Origin of the sequence: Chitinophaga silvisoli (assembly GCF_003412465.1) — a bacterium.
Classification (GTDB): Bacteria; Bacteroidota; Bacteroidia; order Chitinophagales; family Chitinophagaceae; genus Chitinophaga; species Chitinophaga silvisoli.
Genome location: NZ_QTJV01000008.1, coordinates 120872 through 141203, shown reverse-complemented (window position 1 = coordinate 141203; position 20332 = coordinate 120872). Strand labels below are relative to the sequence as shown.

Below are 20332 nucleotides of genomic sequence, written 5' to 3'. Positions count from 1 at the left end.
TCAAAAATTTAAAAGAATGAATTACCAACCCGGATTCTGTACCAACACCCCCTTTGAAATACTGATTTCCGTCTGCGGGAATGGATAATAATACATCTTGGCGGCATCAAAAACCCGCTCTTCTACTGTAAACGTACTATATACCCCGGCATTTATTTTCACTCCTAAAAGCGGCTTATTCAAGGCCGTTCCCGCATCCTTCCAGCGCAACAAATCCCAGTACCTGTAATCCTCAAATGCCAGCTCAATCCTCCGCTCATGCTTTAGCGCCGTTCTGAACTCATCCTGCGTTGCCGCTGTCACCACCGGCATATTCACCCCGGTCCTGGCCCGCACCAGATTAATCGCCGCCCTTGCTGTCATCCCATACCCATTATCATTATCCGGTCCATACGCCTCATTCATCGCCTCCGCATATTCCAGCAGGATCTCTCCATACCTCATAATGACCCAATGATGTGTAACCGTTCCTCCCTGCACTAAATTCAACCCATCATTCACAAACTTCTTCAGGTAATACCCTGTCTTACTTGCATTCGTATTCGCCATATCATCCTTACCACCCGGTGCTTCATCAATCACCCTGCCATTCCAGGTACTTCCATTCGTCACGATGCTCATCCCTAACCTCGGGTCCCTGTTCGCATAAGGATGTGCCGGATCCGGGGTACCGGTATATTCATAATCTGCCACCAGGTTCTCCGAAGGGGTTACCCCACTCAATCCACCTGAGGTACTGATAGGGTAATTCTGCTTCTCCATCGTATTGCTTGCCGCATACCTGGATGCCAGGATCGTTTCACCGCTGCTTAAGGTATTGTTCTGCAAAAAGTAATTCCTGTAATCGGTGGACAAACTATACAGTCCCATCGCAATTACATCATGTGCCGCTGCTGCCGCCCGCTGCCATTTGCTCACATCCCCGGCTGCATTATGCAAAGGACTTGCCCAATACAGCAGGGTCCTTGCTTTCAGCGCCAGCGCCACCCCTTTGGTAAACCTGCCATCATAGTTGGAGAATGAAGAGGTCTTCCAGTTCACCTGTAAACTGTCCTTATATGCATCTACCTCGGCCACAATAAAATTCATCACACTATCATAATCTGCCGCCGGCATAATCGTATTTTCATTCGCATCCAGCACCCGCGTTACCAACGGCACCCCTCCATATCTTTTCGTTAACTCAAAATAGAAATACGCCCTTAAAATATGTGCCTCCGCTCTGTACCAGGCCACATTTGTCACATCGTTCTTATAACTGATTGCCCCGGAAGCGGAGATCGTATCCCTGTTAGCACCTAAGATATCCTTGTAATTCACAGAATGCTCCAGGAAATAATTCGCTGCCCGGATGCCCTTGTAATAATCTGCATAATAGTTATCCGGGTTCGTCGTTGCATTCCAGCTCCCCAGGTTAAACAATTGTGCGCTGGACAAGGCAGATGTCTCCTCCGCCTCGTCCGTTGCTGCCGCAAAGATGTTGCTATTGTCCATCGCCAGGAACCCATTCCTGATAAAAGCATAAGGTGCGTTGCCCAGCGAAATCAATGTGCTGTAATCCGAATTGATGGTCTTGTCTGTCTCAGATGAATCAATCTTCGTATTCAAAAAATCTTTTGAACAGGCACTCAGCACCAGCAAAATGAATATATAAATTGTTAGTTTCTGCATGATGATCATTTTATTAGTTAAATGAAACACTGAGTCCACCGATATACGACTTCAGTCCGGGATAACCTGTAGGTGTCTCCGGATCAAAATTGTAGTCCCTTAAGAGCTTACTGATCGTAACAGGATTCGTTGCACTCATAAACAGGCGTAAGTTGCTGAGGTGCGCCCTCTTCAAAAATGCCTCCGGCAATGTATACCCCACCTCAATATTCCTGATCCGCAGGTAATTGTTTTTCTTGATCCAGAAGGTAGAATTCCTGTAGTTATTCCTATTCGCCTGGGTCGTCAGTCTGGGATAAGTAGCAGTGGCCCTGGTATCAATTCCTTCTGACGGATAGTAGGCCCATGCACCCTTTGCCATCGGAAATGCATTGTTATTGCTCACAAATGCCTGGGTCTGAGTGGTAGCATTCAGCATATTGTAATCAGCACCGGCTCCTCCCTGGAATAAAATGGATACATCGAAACCTTTATAGTCCAGCGATGCATTGAATGAATAATACAATGAAGGATAAGAGGGCTTTCCAATCTTAGTCACATCATTCTGATCTACAAATCCACTGTTGTCAAGATCTTTATATTTAATATCCCCAGGTTGCACCGCACCAAATACAGGAACCGGCAATCCTGATTTCAGGGTGCCATCTGCATTGAAATCCTCTACCTGGTAGAACCCTTCCGCAATCAATCCCATTGGCGTGCCGGCAGCCCGCCCCGTAGTTTTACTAAAACTATTTACAGGAGCAATTTCCGCCTGGTAATCTATCGTATTCTTGTGGTATAAAACGCTACCGCCTACACGATAACCCAATCCTTTCCAGTTATCATGATAGTTCATCGTTAATTCAAGTCCCTTGTTAGTCATCTTCCCGATGTTCTTGAACATCAGTGCGGTACCAATTGTAGCGGCATAACTGGCCTGGTCATAGGTCACAATACCTCCCCTTTTATCCAGGTAAGCATCTGCAATAATATCCAGTTTTTTAAACAGGGTCATATCAAAACCTACATTGTATTTCATACTATGCTCTGCGAAGATATCGGGATTGGCAATGTAGGTCGGCACAATGGCACTGTTGGCATTCAGACTCGTTACACCTGTATAAAAGGCAGTGGAGGTACCATAATACTGCTGGAACAAATACCTTCCCTGCAGGGAATTCTCGTTCCCTGATTTACCTGCGGAAGCCCTGATTTTCAGGTACAAAGGATCGGTCAATGCAATCCATCCTGCAGATATAGCAGGGTAGAATCCATGGTTGTGGCCCGGTGCATAGTTGTCAGAACCACTATATCCAAATCCAAAACCCAGCATATATTTTTCCCGGTAAGTGTAATCAACAGTACCGCCTAAATTCGTGTAGTGGTGGAAGATATTATTGCCCGTATTGTATCCTGATCCATTGAAGCTACCATTCCAGTCTTCTATATAATTACTTGCAAAATAATTTACCAGCGCATGTACCGCATGAGGACCAAAAGTTCGGTCATAACCTGCGCTCAGGTTGGCCTGTTTCCAGTCGTATTGATTGGTAGGTGCACTGTTGCTCGCCACGATATCAGTTGTTACATCAGTAGTGGTTTTTACACCATTGTAATACCTGGCATAGGTGGCCGTCTTGCTGGCGGAGTTCCTGGTCCAGGTATTGAAACTCACCGCTTCATTCAGGTATAAACCCGGTGTAATGAAATCCAGTTTTTCCTTCAGGTTGAAATTTGCCTGCAATGTTCTGTCATGTGTAGATGCCCAGCCCAATCCTTTCAGGGAAGCTACCGGGTTGTTGGAATACACAGTGGTGCCGGACCAGTTGCCCGTTTCATCTTTCACCGGGTAAATATTGGAAGGATAGGCGGCCATGTTATTCCATAAAGAAGGTCCATTGAAGTTTGGATAACGCCGATCTTCAATACGGCCACCGAGATCCACCTTTGCTTCGAAGATTTTAAAGAAACTAAAATCCAGGTTTGCCCGCAGGTTAAAACGCTGGATCTGTGCATTCGAAGTCGTCGAATTGGTGGCTACATTGTACAGGCCCTGGTTCTTCATGTAGTCTACAATGAGAGCATAACGGGTACTGGTATCACCACCACTAAAGGTGATGTTCGCATCCCTGAATACTGCGTTCTTTTTGAGTACCTCGTCGAACCAGTCTATATCAGTACCCGTACCATTTTTATAAGCATCCAGCTGTGTGGCGGAATATTTAGGTGTGTAAATATATTGGTGGTTATTCACGGCATACAGGTCATTACTCACGGCCTGGTTATAGAGTCGGGCATAATCATAAGAGCGCAAAGGCTTATTGATATTCTCAGCCTGTTGCACGCCATTTCTTACCTGTACCTGTACGGTTGGCTTACTGATCCGGCCTCTTTTCGTTGTGATCCAGAGTACGCCATTGGCACCCCGCATCCCAAAGGCGGCGAGTGCCGCGGCATCTTTGTACAATTTTACCGAAGCAATTTCTACTGCAGATAAATACTGGAAGTAGGTATTATTCACCTGGAATCCATCTACAAAGATGGCGAGGTCATTATTATCATAAGTGCCAATACCCCTGATCACAAAATTTGCATTGTCATATCCCGGTTCACCGCTGGCCTGTTGGGTAATAATACCTGGCAGCCGCCCGTAAAAGGTATTGGTAATATTCGCGGCCGGTGTTTTATAAAGTTCTTCTCCGCTTACCTTTGACACGGAGGCCGTAGGTATCGAATCAGGAACGGATTGCGCCAGCACTTTACCGGAAAAGGCCAGCATATATAGAAGCGTTCTGTAGCGCATGTTGTAATAATTTTAAAAAGCTTGATCGGTACATTTTTCCAGGAGAATCGGTTGGGTACGCAGGAAATGTAAATCTTGTTTAGTACCCCGGATTCTGAATCAGTGTTCCCTTGTTGATTTCCGTTTGCGGAAAAGGATTCAGATACTGACGGGGAGCCCAGAAACCCAGGTACATTTGCCCATCATTATAATCCGTATTCCCTGTCATCTTCCCGCCGCCATCACTATTGAAGTGCAGCGTACGGATCACGCCACCAATCAGGCCATTCCCGATATCTGCTCTCTTCCAGTGCTTGATATCATGCAGCCAGTAGTTCTCATCAAAGAACTCTGCAGCCCATTCCCGCTGGATGATGGTACGCAGTTTGGCCTGGTCCGTTTCTGTTACAGCTGGTAAACCTGCCCGCTGGTGAATTACATTGAGTTTCGTTAGCGCATTGGCAGATTGCCCCATTTCATTGTATGCCTCCGCAGCACTCAGGTAATATGCAGCAAGACGGAAAATCGGGAACTCAAACCAGTTGCGTGTACCCGCTTTATAATAGAACTTCACCGGCACTGCCGCTACATTCATCGCCCACTGGTATAGGTTGGAATTCGCCCAGGTATTATCATTCGGATTATTCCAGGTGTCTATTTCCCATGCCTTAAAACTCGCTTTGAACCGGGGTTCCATGGCCTGCATCCGGGTGATATAATCAGAGAAGGCGGTACTGCTGCTTGGCCATACCTGGTCTGTACCGTCGGCTTTATAATAGTTCTCGAGATAACTGGTCGTCAGCCCATTCCCATAAGCCTGCCAGTTATGCATGTTGTAAAAGGTATTCATACTGCTACCACCTGCATCGTATTTAAATGCAAGAATGATCTCTGCATTGGCAGGCGTGGAAGTGGCAGTACCATAATCATCCAGGGGATTGCCCGTATTGATGATCTTAATCCCGCCATTATTCTCGGCTTCTTTGATCACAGCTTCTGCAGCCGTAACAGCTGTTTGCCAGCGCCCTGCATCTGCATTCCCCAGGCAGATCAGGTTGTTGTTTGCCCCCAGGTCAAGGTAGGGGCTAGCCGTATTAAAGAGCGGACGCGCAGCATAGAGCAATGCTTTCGCTTTGATAGCCAGTGCCGCTGATTTGGTCATACGCCCTGTCCAGGTAGATGTCCATACAGAAGGCAATACAGCTGCTGCCGCATCACACCAGCTGCTAATGGAATCCATCACCTCGGCCACGGGTGCACGTGGAATGCTCAGGTCATCATTTACAGTAAGTGACTTAGAGACGATAGGTACTCCGCCATACATGATTACCATTTGTTCATAACGATAGGCTATCAGTGCCGTCATTTCTGCTTTCACAATCGCCTTGTCAGCATCCGTCATATCAGTCACCTTGTCGATGTTTTCTTTGACCAGGTAGGCCTGCCTGATAGTGGTGAAATTATAAGCGTAACCATCCATGTCTTCGGTATTGCCGGTAGCGGTCAGTCCGGTACTGGTGGAGATCCCATATCCCCATGTCCAGGAGAAGCCGTAAGTAAGCGCACCGGAGGCATTGTCCTGGATCAGTGAGTTCCAGTTACCCTGGTATGGCAATCCCTGACTCAGTACGATCTTATACGCATTTGCAATAGCACCCTGTGCTTTGATGGTAGTAGAGAATATCGAGTCTGTCGTCGTTGTATTGGAGATGGGCATTTGCAGGAAGTCCTTCTGGCAGGCAAACAGCAATAGCACCATGCATATGATATAGTAAGGTTTCATCTTAAATAGTTTTAGTGAATCAGAACTGGATATTGGTCCCGAAGTTGAACGTGCGTGTCAGCGGATACATATATCCCATACTGTTCTTGCCATCATCGGCCAACTCGGGGTCAATACCTTTCATCACTTCCTTGCTCCAGGTGATCAGGTTATTGCCATTGGCATAGAACCGGATATTGCTGATATGCGCACGGGTCAGTAACCTTCTGTCCTGGATACTATATCCTATTTCCAGGTTCTTCAGGCGTTTGAAGTTGTTAGACTTCAGCCAGAAATCGCTGAACAGGTTATTAGGGCCTGAACCACTGAAAGAGAAGGATGGATAGGTGATCTTCTCACCTTTATCATATTTCTCCTGTGTCCAGTGCCCATCGTAATAAGGCTGGAATACCGCACCTACGTTCTTGGCAAACGGGGTGCTCAGTACATAACCTGATTGCGGGAACGAACCCTGTGCAGTACCGATCAGGAGTGCAGAGATATCAAAACCTTTATAAGAGAAACCAATCGTCAGGTTATAAGCAATCCGTGGCAGGTTGGAATAGCCGATAGGCACCTGGTCTTTCGTGTCAATGATGCCGTCACCATTGATATCTTTATACCGGATATTACCCAGTCTGGCCTGGTTTCCATTCGTGTTATACGGCCGGTTATTCAGTTCTTCAGTAGTGTTGAAGAAACCATCCCATACATAGCCTTTGTATTGTCCAATACTATAGCCGGTTTCATTCATCCAAGGGTACTGGTAAGAGGGTTCGGCCATATAATCGATTTTATTCCTGGCGTAGGAGAAGTTAGCCTTCAGGTAGTAATTGAGTTTGCCGATATTATCATTGTAACCCAGCTCTATTTCATAACCATGGTTGCTCACGCGACCAATATTGGCCGGTGGCACGATAGAAGAAGAGACACCATAGGTAGCCGGGATCGTTTGCAGGTTGACTAAGATATTATCTCTTTTCTCCCTGAAGATGGTAGCGGATAGGGTCACCTTATCTTTCCAGAAACGCATGTCGGCAGCAAGGTTCAGCTTCTTGGCTCTTTCCCAGGTCACTTCAGGATTCCCCAACGTGGTTTCGCTGGCACCGGAGAAATAAGGGTTCGCACTGCTACCATTACTGTTGCCAAAATAATAACCACTGGTACCGGATGACCAGCCATTCGGCAGGTACAGGTAGCGACGTTTTTCCAGGCGGTCACTACCCACTTCTCCATAGGACCCTCGGAACTTCATCCAGGTAAGGATGTCATTCTTCGGGAAGAAGGGCTCCTTTGTCAGCACCCAACCGGCAGATACTGCCGGGAAGTAGCCAAAGCGGCGGGAAGGTGCGAAGTTTTCCGTACCGTTCAGACCCATATTGAATTCAAAGAGGTAACGCTCACTAAAGTTGTAGGTAACACGACCTACCAGGCCCATCAAACCGGATGGCGTATTGTAAGCCAGGTCATTGGCAGTATATTTTTGGGCATTGCCAAGGAACAGGGCAGTGACGTTGTGCTTACCAAAACTGCGTGCATAATCGACAGAGGCTTCTACGTACACTTTGCGCCAGGAGCCATTACCCCAGTTGTCAGAAGTATAGTCGGGATTCAGCTGACCACCTGCAAGTACAATATTATTTGGATTGCGAGGATCACGCATTGCCTTGTACAAAGGAATACTCTTCGCTTCATAAAACCCTTTCGTATAGCTGTCGTCGTATGCAATCTTTCCACTCAGGTTCAGACCTTTGGTGAGGTAATCCATCTGGTGCTTCAGGTTCACGGTGCTGGTCAGGGTGGTGATGTACTGGTTCACCACGCCGGCACCAAGGAAGTCACTGATAGGGGATACACCACTACCGCCTTTGTCTACGAGGGGATTGATGCCGTCGCCGGAGGTGCCGATGAATCCATTCACAAGTTTCCCATTCACGAAGTTAGGTCCCACAAAAGGACTGCTTTCAAAGATCTTCTGGATGATGAGCTGGTAGCGGTCACCCTGGTCATTGGCTCCATAGCCGCCGGAGGGCAGGTGTGCTACGGTCGACTGCCCCGCCAGGTTCACGCTGATCTGGAAGTTCTTGAATACATCGATGTCGAAATTGGAACGGAAATTATAGCGCTTGAAATTTGAATTCGTATTAGCCCCGCCGTAATTGTAGTCGTTGAGAATACCCTGCTGGTGGTAGTAGCCTAAGGAAGCAAAGTAACGCACCTTTTCAACCCCGCCGGAGATATTCATATTATATTGCTGCTGCTGTCCCTGCCCGCCAAAGATTTCCTTAAAATAGTTGTGGGAGCTGTAGTACAGCGCAGGACTATTGGCCAGGGCCTGTCTGTCCGCATTCCCGATTTCAAGGTTATTGATTTCATCCTGGGTATAGTCCCGGTTATTTTTGAACTTCCACAGGTCATTGTCGGTGAAGAGCAGGTTGTCAAAACTGCTGTTGCCTGCAGCTTCGGCGTTGCGGATCCCTTCATTGCGGAAGAGGGCATATTGATAAGAGTTCAGGATGGGCAGGAGGGAGGTGGCATTGGTAAAACCGCCATTGCCTGTAAAACCAAATTGCGGTTTATTGAGCTTACCGCGTTTGGTGGTAACGATGATGACGCCGTTGGCACCCCTGATCCCGTATACAGCGGTAGAAGAGGCATCTTTCAGGATGGAGATGCTTTCGATCTCATTTGCATCCATTGCGTTCAAAACCACGTAAGGTTGCTCCGCAGGCTGTTGAATCCCGTCGATCACGATGAGCGGATCCTGGCCATTTAAGGTGGCAATACCGCGGATATGGATGGTGGCAGCATTCTGCCCAGGTTCACCGCTGGCCTGAACAGCGCTGATACCGGAGGCGCGGCCTACGAGCATATTTGTGATATTGGATACTGGTGTAGATACGAGTTCTTTGCCGCCCACGGTAGCGATAGCACCGGTAACGGTAGGTGCTTTTTGCTTTCCGTAACCTACTACAACGACTTCACCCAGGGCTTTATCTTCAGTTGCGAGGGTGACGTTGAGGATAGGTCTGGCGTTGACATTCACCTCCTGGCGGCGGTAGCCGATGAAGGAGAAGATCAGGGTAGCATTGTCCGGGACAGTGAGTTTGAAGTGACCGTTTTCGTCTGTTTTGGTAGCGATGTTGATGTTGTTTTTCAGGTAGACGCTTACACCGGGTAAAGGTTCGGTGGAGGAGCGTACAGTACCGCTTACAGTAAGGGTGCTTTGCCCGTGAGTGGTGGGTAATCCTATTAGTTGAAGCAATAGGAGGGCTACCGACCATTGTAAGAGTAGTCGTTTGATCATGCTGAGATGATTTAAAAAATTGGTTTTACAAAATGGAATCCCCTTTTAATAGTAAAGTGCAATCATTTGCATGAGGCGATATTAGCCCTTGGTTGGAACGTAATCGTTTACATTTTTTATCATAATAAAACAGTTTTCCGCGTGGAGGTAATAAAGGATTTTGCCCCTTGAAGTAATCGTTTACAATTGTTTTCATAACTACAGTTGGGTGATGCGGAGGGGAAATTATTATGAAAATGGGAGAGGACGTTTGCGGTATTTAACAAAGTGTAGCAGGATTTTATCCGATGGGTTTGGTAAAAGGATTTAGTTGGAGAATGAGTACCATTCGGAATAATGTCTTTCAGACAATTTAAATGTGAAGACCTTTGAATAGGAGTTTAGGCAAGTAAATCCTGGACAATTATTACATCAGCCCCCAAATGTATAAGAGATTCCCCCAAATATATACTTCAAACCCGGCACATCCCTCCAATTTTGCCTTGGAATAAAAACACTTCAAAATGAACAAAACCGTATTGATTACCGGCACGTCGTCTGGATTTGGCAGAGAAACAGCGAAATTGTTTCAGCAAAAGGGTTGGAATGTAGCAGCAACCATGCGCTCCCCCGAAAAAGAATCGGAACTACAACAACTGGATGGCATCAGGCTGTACCGTTTGGACGTAACCGATGCCGAAAGTATCAAACAGGCAGTAGCAGCAATCCTACAGGACTTCAAAAATATCGATGTACTGGTGAATAATGCCGGCTTTGCTGTCATCGGTGCCCTGGAAGCCGCCAGTAAAGAAGCAATTCACAGGGAATTTGATACCAATGTACTTGGTGTGATTGACATGATACGGGAAGTACTTCCTTCTATGCGGGCACAGCGTTCAGGCGTTATTGTCAATGTCACTTCTACAGCAGGCATCGTGGGCGTTCCTTATGGATCCCTGTACAATGCTTCCAAATTCGCTGTCGAAGGCCTGACTGAATCCCTGCAATATGAACTGGAAGTAGTCGGCATCAGGTGTAAACTGATCGAACCTACAGGATATAAAACTAATTTCGGCGGCAGTTCCATGCTCATAGCAGGTGTAGGTGACATCGAAGAATATCGTAAAACATTTAATACCTTCATTTCAAATACAGACGGTCATTATTCAGAGAATGTACATGAAGTGGCTGAAATGATTTTCACCGCTGCAACGGATAACCAGGAGCAACTACGTTACCCCGTAGGCAACAGGGCAGGAGAATATTTCCAGGCCAAACAGCAATTAGGGGATGTGGCATTCAAACAGATGATCAAACAAAATTTAGGCTTATAAATCATTTCGCGGGTTGCCCCTGCCGGCAGGGCAACCCGTCTATTCCCAAAAATGAATGATCATGGCAAACAGGTATATTGATATTAATACAATCAGCGATCTGCATCAACTATTGCACTTAAGTCCGCCAAAACATCCCTTGGTAAGTCTGCTTGAGCACGACACAGCCTCAGCGCCTCCCTTCACAAACGGCGCTTTTCTCAGGGCGGGTTTTTATACCATCGCCTGCAAAACTGTATTGGGAAATATGAAATATGGCAGGGGGAGTTATGACTTTAACAACGGTACATTAATCTGCCTGGCTCCCGGGCAGGTCGTTACACCGGGCGAAGGTTTTAGTATTGAGCGGGGTTGGTCTCTTTTCTTTCATCCTGATTTACTCCATGGCACTGAGACGGGCAAAAAAATGCATACATTCAGTTTTTTCAATTACGAAGTAAACGAAGCCCTTCATGTATCTGAGGATGAAGAAAAGACCCTGAAGGACTGTGCGGACAAGATCCGGAAAGAATATAGTCAGAATATAGACAAACATACACAAGGCCTGATTGTAAGTAACCTGTCACTTTTACTGGATTATTTTAACCGCTATTATGACCGCCAGTTTTATACACGTTCCGGCGTAAATAAGGACCTGGTACAGCGCTTCGAACGATTATTAAAGGACTATTTCAAGCGCCTGGATGCAACAGATCTGGGACTGCCAACGGTCGGATATTTTGCCGCCCGGCTAAATTTATCTCCCCACTACCTGTCGGACCTGCTGCAGAAATATACCGGAAAGACCACCCAGGAATATATCCACCTGGAGATTGTCAACAATGCCAGGTCACTGCTGCTGGGCACAGAGAATTCCATCAGCGAGATCGCTTTCAGATTAGGTTTCGAACATGCCTCTCACTTCACCAGGTTGTTTAAAACCAAAACAGGGAAATCCCCCTCCGAATTCCGCCGTTTAAATTGATAAATGTATAGGCTAACGATACAATACTAAAACTCCCGCTCCCCGGTTTCACTCACCGGCAACTTTAACTTACTGACAATACGATTCAGGCTGAATCCCACATTTATCATCAGCACATCCGTCTCGGATATGTAATTTGTGGTGGTAAAAAATGCCGGGCCATAAGTAGTAATGCGCTGCTTATTCGCTCCCAGGATTCCCATATTCATATTTTGCCACAATAAAGCTACTTTCAGCCGACCATTCATCAAACTCTTCCTGATCGTGGTATTCGGTACCAGGAATGAGCCATCCTGGCCCTGTCCTGTGGGGCGTTTCGACAGGTAATTGGCACTTAGCTGGATATTCCAGGTCTTGTCCAGCTGGAAACTGGTATTCCCGTTAATTGAGTATGCCCATCTTTGATTGGAAATGGTGACCGGTTCATCCAGTATATGGATATTGCCATACACCCGGTAATTATAGAGGTTAGCGCCCAGGTACAGTGTCCACCATTTGACAGGTGTCACATTCAGACCCGCTTCCAGTCCAAACAATTTGGCAGTACCGGCATTGGTATAGACCCGGTTCAATATGGTATCTGCATACACGCTGTTCAGTCGCTGGATAGGATTTTTGATCTGCTGATAATACAGTGTTCCAAAAAAAGAGCCTTTATCAAAAGTATAGTTCATGCCCAATTCAGCCAGGTCTACAAACTCCGGCAATAAATCAGGGTCCCCTTCTTCAAGGGTTTCAGAATGTTCCCGCTCCGGGATAGGATTTAATTCCAGGTTGCTGGTACGCTGAATGCGTTTACTATAGCCAGCTTTTCCACTCCATGATTTGGAAAAGTGATACAGCACATTTGCCGATGGAAAGAGATTAGAAAGATTGAGCAGGTGCGGGTGATCATCGTATGACAGGCGCACTGTTCTTTCCGCATACTCATATCGCAGGCCTCCGTTGTATTCCAGCGCGCCCTGCCTGCCCTTGTATTGGCTGTATACGGAGTAAATTTTATTGACAGCATGCGTAGTACCCCTGAATTTTTCCAGATCCGGCTGGTCGGTAGCGGGTGTCACATTGTAATCAAAGGTGCCATCCTGGGTATCATAGCGGTATTGTAAACCACTTTCCAACTGACCTGTTCCAATAGGCGTGCTATGATCCACCTTTGCACGGAATGCACTGATTGGCCGCCGATAAGGATTGTCTACGAATTGAATGGTATCCTTGGTATTAGGAAATTGCAGGTTGCGGTTCAGCGTACCCCCGTACAGGTTATCATGCTCGTATTGAAGACCGGCGGAGAGGGTCGACTTGTTGCCGAAGGTATGGGTGAAGTCCAGGTTACCCAGGTTGAAAGTTCCTTCTTTCCTTTGAAGATTAGAATTGAAATAGTTAGCACTGTTGATAAGTTCTCCCGTTGTCAGGTCCGATGTAGTATTGTGGTAGAGCAGGTCCGCCCGCCTTTCCTGGTAGCGCTTGCCGGAATAGAATCCTGCAGAGATGATGTTCTTTGGGTCCGCAGCAAAGCTGACGGATGCCCGGCCCGCATAGTTGTAACGGTCAAAGCTACGTTCCCCGTTTGATGGGAAGCGGGTGATTGTATTTTTATCAAAATTTTTAGTGTATACGTCACCTTCCCGGTAGCCTTCATTATCATTGCGGGTATAGTTGCCCCCGGCAGAGACATCCCATTTTCCTTTCTTAAAGGCAATAGTCATATCTCCACCAAAACGTTTGGGCTTTTCCAGGTTATCATAATCTATCGTAGCAGGCAAGCCTCCCTGCGTATTGATGCTGAGAGAGAAATTGTCGCCCATACCCCTTTTCATAATAATGTTGATGATGCCACCCCTGCCATCAGGATCATATTTGGCCGAAGGTGCGGTGATAAGCTCCACATGATCAATGGCATTGGCTGGTAACTGGCTCAGCACCGTCTGTACATCGGCCAGTACAGGTTTGCCATTGAGGAGTACCATAAATCCTGTAGCGCCCCGCATCGTAATGTCACCCTGGGAATTTACTGAGACAGAAGGTAAATTTTTGATTACGTCAATGGCGGAGCCACCTTTGGCGGCCTCAAATTGTCCGGCCTCATATTGCTGCTTATCGATCTTATTCAGGTTGGCTATTTTCGTACCTGTTACACCTACTTCACTGAGCATACTGGTGGAGGGACTGAGCTGGATGACACCCAGGTCTGAACCACTGATATCCTTAATGATCCGGGTCTCATACCCGAGGAAGGCGATTCGGAGCTGATACTTGCCCTGAGGCACCTTTTTTATTTCAAAGTTACCATTGGCATCGGACACGCTGCCTGCCACCAGGGATGAATCGCGGATGCTGAACAATGCGGCACTGGCATATTCTACCGGGGATTGACTTTTTGCGTCAATAATCCTTCCTTTGATGGAAAGGGTCTGGGCATGTGTCAGCGTGATACCAATAAGGCAGATGAAAACAAAAAGCGGGCAAATGAGTTTCATATAATAGCGGCTATCGGTTCCAAAATTAATTGGGCCGCCTTGCTTTCCCATGGTGTCAAACCCTGATTTTATGGTATCTTATTGTTGTTTGGCCATGGCCAGTTCACGGTATTGCCCCGGGGTAAGATTGGTGTAAAGCTTAAAAAACTTCACAAAATTGGAGGCATCGGAAAATTCCAGCGCATCCGTAATTTCCTTAATAGAGAGCGGGGTATTGGACAGCAGGGTTTTGGCCTCCAGTACAATGCGTTCGTTCAGCAACATGCTGGGCGTTTTGCCGGATGCCGCCTTGCAAATATTGGTGAGCTGTGCGGGTGGTAAATGAAGCATTCTGGCATATGCCTGTATTTGCTTTACTTTCAGAAAATGCTCGTTGACCAGGCTTTTAAACTGGTAATATATGGGACTAAACACGGCATTGCCTGGCGAAGGGGTCCTTATCTCCTCATTGATCTTGAGCAAAATCAGTTGCAGGTAGGTGTTTAATACAGCCAGACTGGCAGGCGTGCGAAAGTCCTGGTTAAATCGCCGGGAAAGTTCAAACAGGGTCTCACTATTGCTGAGCGGGATGTTTGTAGGCAGGTTATAGACGATATCCAGGCATTCCCGGCTTAAGATTTCTTCGCGGAACAGGATGACGAATCCCGTGGGAATGCGGGAGAAGTTCCAGCAATGCGTCTGGCCGGGTTTCAGGAAATAGGCGGTGGGAGGGGTAACATCATATTGCTGATCATCAATCTGGTGGAATCCACCACCTTGTTCCAGCAGGATCAGTTCATAATAATTGGCGTGTTTGTGTGGGACTGTTGGTTTGATCACCTCTTTGAAGGGACTCACCTTTAATTGCTGGTCGGCATTGATCTTTGATTTGAATGGAATAATGCTCATAGTCTTGCAAAGATAGAATAATCCGGCAATGGTCTGCGGTCAGTATTCCCCGGGCCAATCGCTTTTAAGGTGGTAGTTCCAATCAACAGTTCAAATAAATAAATCATATGCGTAAATAAATTTCCCTATTTTGTTCATGTAATGTTCGCTTATGAAAAACTTGTCTCAACGTCTCTTATCCATCGATGCATTCCGTGCCCTTACCATGCTTACCATGATCTTCGTCAACGATGTCAGTGGTGTCAGCAATATCCCATCCTGGATAGAACATACCAAAGCCGCCGATGACGGCATGGGCTTCGCAGATACCGTGTTTCCCGCTTTTCTGTTCATCGTAGGCCTTTCCATTCCATTTGCCATCGGTAAACGGATTGTCAAACAGGAATCCTTTTTCAAAACAGAAGGTCACATCCTCACCCGTTCCCTTGCCCTGATAGTAATGGGTTTTTTCCATGTAAACCTGGAAAGCTATAATAGCGAGACCGCGATCCTCCCTTATGCCATATGGGAAATCCTGATTACCATCGGATTCTTCCTCATCTGGATGGATTATAAGCAGAAACAATACCTCCTCCAGGGTGTGGGCATTGCGCTGCTGCTGGCAATGGCGGCACTATACAAAGGTGAAGGTGGCCAATGGATGCGGCCCTCCTGGTGGGGTATCTTAGGAATTATAGGCTGGGCTTACCTGGTGAGTGCCACCGTATTTTTACTGGTAAAGGGCAAATTCCCCGCATTGGTAGCACTGCTGGCTCTTTTTCTCGCCATAAATTTTGCAAAGCATACGGGCCTGCTTTCATTGAATATCCCTGTTATAGGCGATGCATCTTCTATTGCCTTGATCATGGCTGGTGTGGTAATATCTGCGATGCCTAAAAAATCAATCGGGTTATTACTGGGTATAGGCGTAGCCGCTATCGCACTTGGCCTGAGCGTACGACCATATACGGAAGGCATTTCAAAGATCAGATCTACGCCTTCATGGGTCCTGATCTGTGCAGGGATTAGCACCGTAGTCTTTGCCCTGATGATCTGGTTAGTCGATAGGAAGGGCAAGATGCATTGGTTCTCATTTATCAAACCTGCGGGAACGAGTACACTGACTTGTTACCTGATCCCTTATTTATTGTATTCACTCATGCTATTGGTTCATTTTCATTATCCTGAATTCCTGAGCAGCGGCTTAGGGGGCATCCTAAGGAGCATTGCTGTGGCATTTATTGTGATCTGGATAGCAGGAAGGATGGAGAAGGTAAATCTGCGACTTAAAATATAAGTGTCTGGAGCGGCGGAATTTTGCCTTTTTCCATTGGTTATAGCCGGCAGCAGGAGAAGAATAGTTTGCGATTGTTGCTTTACTATTGAGCCAGCCACTTAATATATTAACTTCGGATCAGTAAATACATAATCTTTATCTTTTTGCGGCCGGTGGCAACCAGTGCATTCATTGGTAAAAGTAGCATTCTTCCCATAAGGACTTAAATCCGCTCCTTTCCATCTTGCCCAACCCCATCCAAGGGTCTGACTATAGCGTTGACTATCTTTGACCATAAACATAACCTGCTGAAATGCACCTGGTGTGTACATACCCGTACTGTCCACAATTGCATCAAAGACTGCTTTGGCCAGGATAGTCCCCTCCGGCCAGGGCTTTGTATGTTTTGAATGGATAGCTTTGACAGCGATAGGATTGCCGTAAATCACCCGGATGGTTTTATTGTCCGTGCGGTGTTCTACATTGACCACCTGCCAGGTTTTATATTCCGGCATGTATTCAATCCCGTTTGGGGAAGGCAGCACCTTTGTACCGGGCTGGCAATATTGTAAGCAGAGTAAGAGTGCCGGCATGCACCATATAATCATCTTGTTCATGACAACAAAATTATAGGAGAGTGCCGGTCAGCAAAAGAAGGAAACTCCTGATTCGGACAAATCAGGAGTTGGAATAGACATTATATTGGTCGAGGTGATGCCCCTAAATGTGGCGGCTATTTATTATCGCCATCACTCTGCTTTCAGACTATGCACAGGGTTCGCCAGCGCCGCCTTGATCACCCTGAAACTAATCGTAAGTAATGTAATCCCAATCGCCACCATCGCCGCAATCACAAACACGGTCCAGCCGATATTGGTACGATAAGAGAAATCCTGCAACCAACGGTTCATCAACACATAAGAAAGTGGTGTGGCTATCAGGATGGCCACGATGACCAGTCTTAAAAACTCTTTGGACAACAGCGCCACAATACCGGAGATACTTGCGCCCAGCACCTTCCTGATCCCAATCTCCTTAGCTCTCTGCTCCGCCGCATAGGTTACCAGTCCGAATACACCCATGGCCGCAATGATAATCGCCAGGATAGCAAAGATGCTGAATACCTGTCCTGTACGTTCCTCCGCCTTATACAAATGGTCAAAGTCCTCGTCCATAAAGGTATAGCGGAATGGCTGGCCGGACATATCCTGCTGGCCCTGGTATCTGTCTTTGATCTGTGCTACCACACCAGTAAGGTCATTACTTTTAATTCTGATCGCCATGTACTGACGATATTCCCCCAACCTGAAAATAATCGGTGGAATCTTACTCTTCATTGTACCGGCATTGAAATCTTTCACAATACCAATGACATGAAATTTGCCATCATTGTATAGGTAGCGATCTTTCAGGTCTTCATAGCCCAGCATTTTCGCTGCAGTTTCATTCAGCAATACTGCCATAGTATCACTCGGCATCATGGGGGAAAAGTTTCTGCCACCTACCACCTTCATATCCATGGTAGGGATATAATCTGCATCTACCATCCATTCTACCAGGGCCATCAACTTGCCATCGCCGGCCATAGGCGTTCTGGAATAGGAATTGGTATTTTTATATTCAGATGTGGGCAGGGACATTGTCATCGTTGCGTTAACTACCCCGGGAATTTGTTTTACCTCCTGCTGAAAACTCTTTGCATGCGTCCAAAGGGCACCAATATTTTGTAATACCAGCACCTGCTCACGGTTATAACCAGTATTGCTGCTTCTGATATACTTCAGTTGTTTGTAAATAACCAGGGTACCTACCAGCATTAATATAGTTGCGGTAAATTGAAAGATCACCAGGCCATTGCGCAGCCAGCTGCCTTTCATGCCTTTTGAATATTTGCCTTTCAGGACTTTCACAGGCTCAAAAGAAGAGAGGAAGAAAGCGGGATAACTCCCTGCCAGCAATCCCACCACCATACAGGTAACAATAAGGCCTGGAAGGATCCAGGTAAGATTGCTCCAGTGCAGGCTGATGGATTTGTCAGAAAGGTTGTTGAGATAAGGCAATAAGGTGGCGGCAATAATTACCGCGATCAGCAAAGCAAAAAATGCTGTTAGTACCGATTCGCTGATGAACTGGATCACCAGGTGGCGTTTCTCAGAACCTAAGACTTTGCGAACGCCTACTTCCCTGGCCCTGCCTGCAGAGCGGGCAGTACTCAGGTTCATGAAGTTCACGCAGGCAATGAGTAGGATCAATACTCCGGTAATGATAAAGATGTATACGTAAGTGATATTGCCGCCAGGTTCCGCCTCGTCATTGTTCGTAGAACGGAGGTGGATGTCCTGCAGTGGAAGAGCATTGTAGCGGAAGAAACCACCGTGTTTTTCCAGTTCGGCAATGCCCTCGCCAAGGTAACTGTGCAGGCCGGGCTCCATATAACGTTTTGTGCCCTCGTTGATGATCTGTTGTACCCGCGATGCGGATACACCCGGTTTTGCCAGTATATAGGTCGTATAGCTATTGCTAAGCCATCTGTCCATCATCCCATCTGTACGGTGACCCATAGACCGGATCATGTCAAAATGGAGGTGGGATTGATTGGGCGTATTCTTAATGACTCCTGTGATGGTATAAAGTTCCGTATTATCCATTTTCAGGGTCTTGCCCAGTACATCAGTGCGCTGGAAGTACTTGCGCGCAATGCGTTCGGAAATAACCAGGGTATTAGGCTGGGAAAGCGCCGTAGCAGGATCACCTGAAATGAAGGGCAGGGAGAATATTTTGAAGATCCCGGGATCAGCAAAGCAGGTGTTCTGTTCAATCAGGGTTTCGTCCCCTTCGTTTTTTTTGACAAGGGCCTGGCCCATGTTGTCAAAGCGGACGTATTCTTCGATCTGCGGAAAGTCTCTTTTCAGGGCGGGACCAAAACCAGCGGGCGTATTTCTTTCGTGGAAGCTGGTGCCATTGATAAGGAAATCGGCATCCAGGCGGTAAATTCTATCTGCATTGGCGTTGAACTTGTCATAACTCAGTTCGTCTGTTACGAAGAGGGTGATGAGCAAGCAGGTAGCCAATCCGATAGCCAGGCCGAAGATGGTGATGGCGGAAAATCCTTTATGCTTCCACAGGTTTCGGAGTGCGATCTTGAAATAATTCTTGAACATGCAGATCTTTATTTGAATGGCTGGGGCACTAAGAAAATGCCAAAATTAATGTAGGTTGTAAATCAATTGGTTGCGAATTGTAGAGGAGGGAGAGTGTCCGCTTTTGGTACGAATGCTGTGCGGTTTTGATTATCTTTCATCCGGAAATTTTAAGTGAGGTGGATGGTAAATCTTTGGTTGGAGAGGTAGAAATTTCTTTATTTCGAAATTACCCATATGAATGTCATGTGGTCATTTAAAGCTGAAATTTTAACTATGATACTGGATACATTAGCACATTACTCAAGGTACACTTTTCTAGGGCCCAAATTCGCCCGTGCATTCGAATATTTACTTTCCACTGACTTCAGTAAGTTGGAAAAGGGAAAATATGAAATAGACGGGAAAGACATTTTTGCAATAGTGAATGAATATGATACGGTCGATACTGCGGAAGAACAGATGGAATCCCACAGGAAGTATATCGATATTCAATACATGCTAAAAGGAGAGGAGCTGGTAGGTCATGATTTTATGCTGCATCACCAGCCATCAAAGGCCTATGATCCTGAGGCGGATTTTATGCTGTTTGCAGAGAAGCCTTTGTTTTTCTCTGTGTTGAAAGAGGGGATGTTTGCAATTTTCTTTCCCACCGACCTGCACATGCCAAATATTAAGATTGACAAGCCGGTACCGGTGAGGAAGGTGGTGATAAAAATTAGCGTAGATGCATAAGCATGCCGCCGGCTTAAATTACATCCCAGGCAATGTTAATGAATGCAGGGAAT

The 20332-nt window shown here is 46.5% G+C and carries 12 protein-coding genes; 4 read left to right on the top strand and 8 right to left on the bottom strand.

The window, feature by feature from the left end; all coding sequences use genetic code 11:
• Window positions 1–21 precede the first annotated feature (21 nt).
• From DXN04_RS21015 to DXN04_RS21000, 4 genes are all read right to left on the bottom strand, one after another.
• A complete protein-coding gene (locus DXN04_RS21015) occupies window positions 22–1671 on the bottom strand; it encodes a RagB/SusD family nutrient uptake outer membrane protein (RefSeq protein WP_199415096.1) in 1650 nt (549 codons plus the stop codon).
• Between the two features lie 13 nt (window positions 1672–1684).
• Entirely contained in the window at window positions 1685–4456 is a 2772-nt protein-coding gene (locus DXN04_RS21010) for a SusC/RagA family TonB-linked outer membrane protein (RefSeq protein WP_116855361.1), read from the bottom strand.
• A gap of 79 nt (window positions 4457–4535) precedes the next feature.
• Window positions 4536–6218 carry a RagB/SusD family nutrient uptake outer membrane protein gene (locus DXN04_RS21005; RefSeq protein WP_116855360.1) on the bottom strand — a complete coding sequence of 561 codons (1683 nt, stop codon included), beginning with the start codon at window positions 6216–6218 and terminating at the stop codon, window positions 4536–4538.
• 19 nt (window positions 6219–6237) lie between these two features.
• Window positions 6238–9504, bottom strand: coding sequence for a SusC/RagA family TonB-linked outer membrane protein (locus tag DXN04_RS21000; protein ID WP_116855359.1), 3267 nt, complete (start codon window positions 9502–9504; stop codon window positions 6238–6240).
• A 503-nt stretch (window positions 9505–10007) separates the two neighbouring features.
• Between DXN04_RS21000 and DXN04_RS20995 the strand changes: the two genes are divergently transcribed.
• Together DXN04_RS20995 and DXN04_RS20990 are read left to right on the top strand one after the other, a co-directional pair.
• Complete coding sequence (locus DXN04_RS20995) at window positions 10008–10817, top strand: SDR family oxidoreductase (RefSeq protein ID WP_116855358.1); 810 nt, start codon at window positions 10008–10010, stop codon at window positions 10815–10817.
• Window positions 10818–10878: 61 nt separating this feature from the next.
• A complete protein-coding gene (locus DXN04_RS20990; protein ID WP_116855499.1) occupies window positions 10879–11781 on the top strand; it encodes a helix-turn-helix domain-containing protein in 903 nt (300 codons plus the stop codon).
• A gap of 26 nt (window positions 11782–11807) precedes the next feature.
• Here the strand turns inward: DXN04_RS20990 and DXN04_RS20985 are convergent, their stop codons facing one another.
• Window positions 11808–14261 carry an outer membrane beta-barrel family protein gene (locus DXN04_RS20985; RefSeq protein ID WP_116855498.1) on the bottom strand — a complete coding sequence of 818 codons (2454 nt, stop codon included), beginning with the start codon at window positions 14259–14261 and terminating at the stop codon, window positions 11808–11810.
• Window positions 14262–14339: 78 nt separating this feature from the next.
• A complete protein-coding gene (locus DXN04_RS20980) occupies window positions 14340–15149 on the bottom strand; it encodes an AraC family transcriptional regulator (protein ID WP_116855357.1) in 810 nt (269 codons plus the stop codon).
• Between the two features lie 151 nt (window positions 15150–15300).
• On the opposite strand from DXN04_RS20980, the gene DXN04_RS20975 reads away from it, so the two are divergent.
• Window positions 15301–16425, top strand: a complete 1125-nt coding sequence (locus DXN04_RS20975; protein WP_116855356.1) for a DUF5009 domain-containing protein — start codon at window positions 15301–15303, stop codon at window positions 16423–16425.
• 98 nt (window positions 16426–16523) lie between these two features.
• Here the strand turns inward: DXN04_RS20975 and DXN04_RS20970 are convergent, their stop codons facing one another.
• Window positions 16524–17021, bottom strand: coding sequence for a cytochrome P460 family protein (locus DXN04_RS20970; protein WP_116855355.1), 498 nt, complete (start codon window positions 17019–17021; stop codon window positions 16524–16526).
• A 132-nt stretch (window positions 17022–17153) separates the two neighbouring features.
• On the bottom strand, window positions 17154–19565 hold the full coding sequence (locus DXN04_RS20965) for an ABC transporter permease (protein WP_116855354.1): 2412 nt from the start codon (window positions 19563–19565) through the stop codon (window positions 17154–17156).
• Window positions 19566–19820: 255 nt separating this feature from the next.
• Between DXN04_RS20965 and DXN04_RS20960 the strand changes: the two genes are divergently transcribed.
• Complete coding sequence (locus DXN04_RS20960) at window positions 19821–20279, top strand: YhcH/YjgK/YiaL family protein (protein ID WP_116855497.1); 459 nt, start codon at window positions 19821–19823, stop codon at window positions 20277–20279.
• The last annotated feature ends 53 nt before the right edge of the window (window positions 20280–20332 follow it).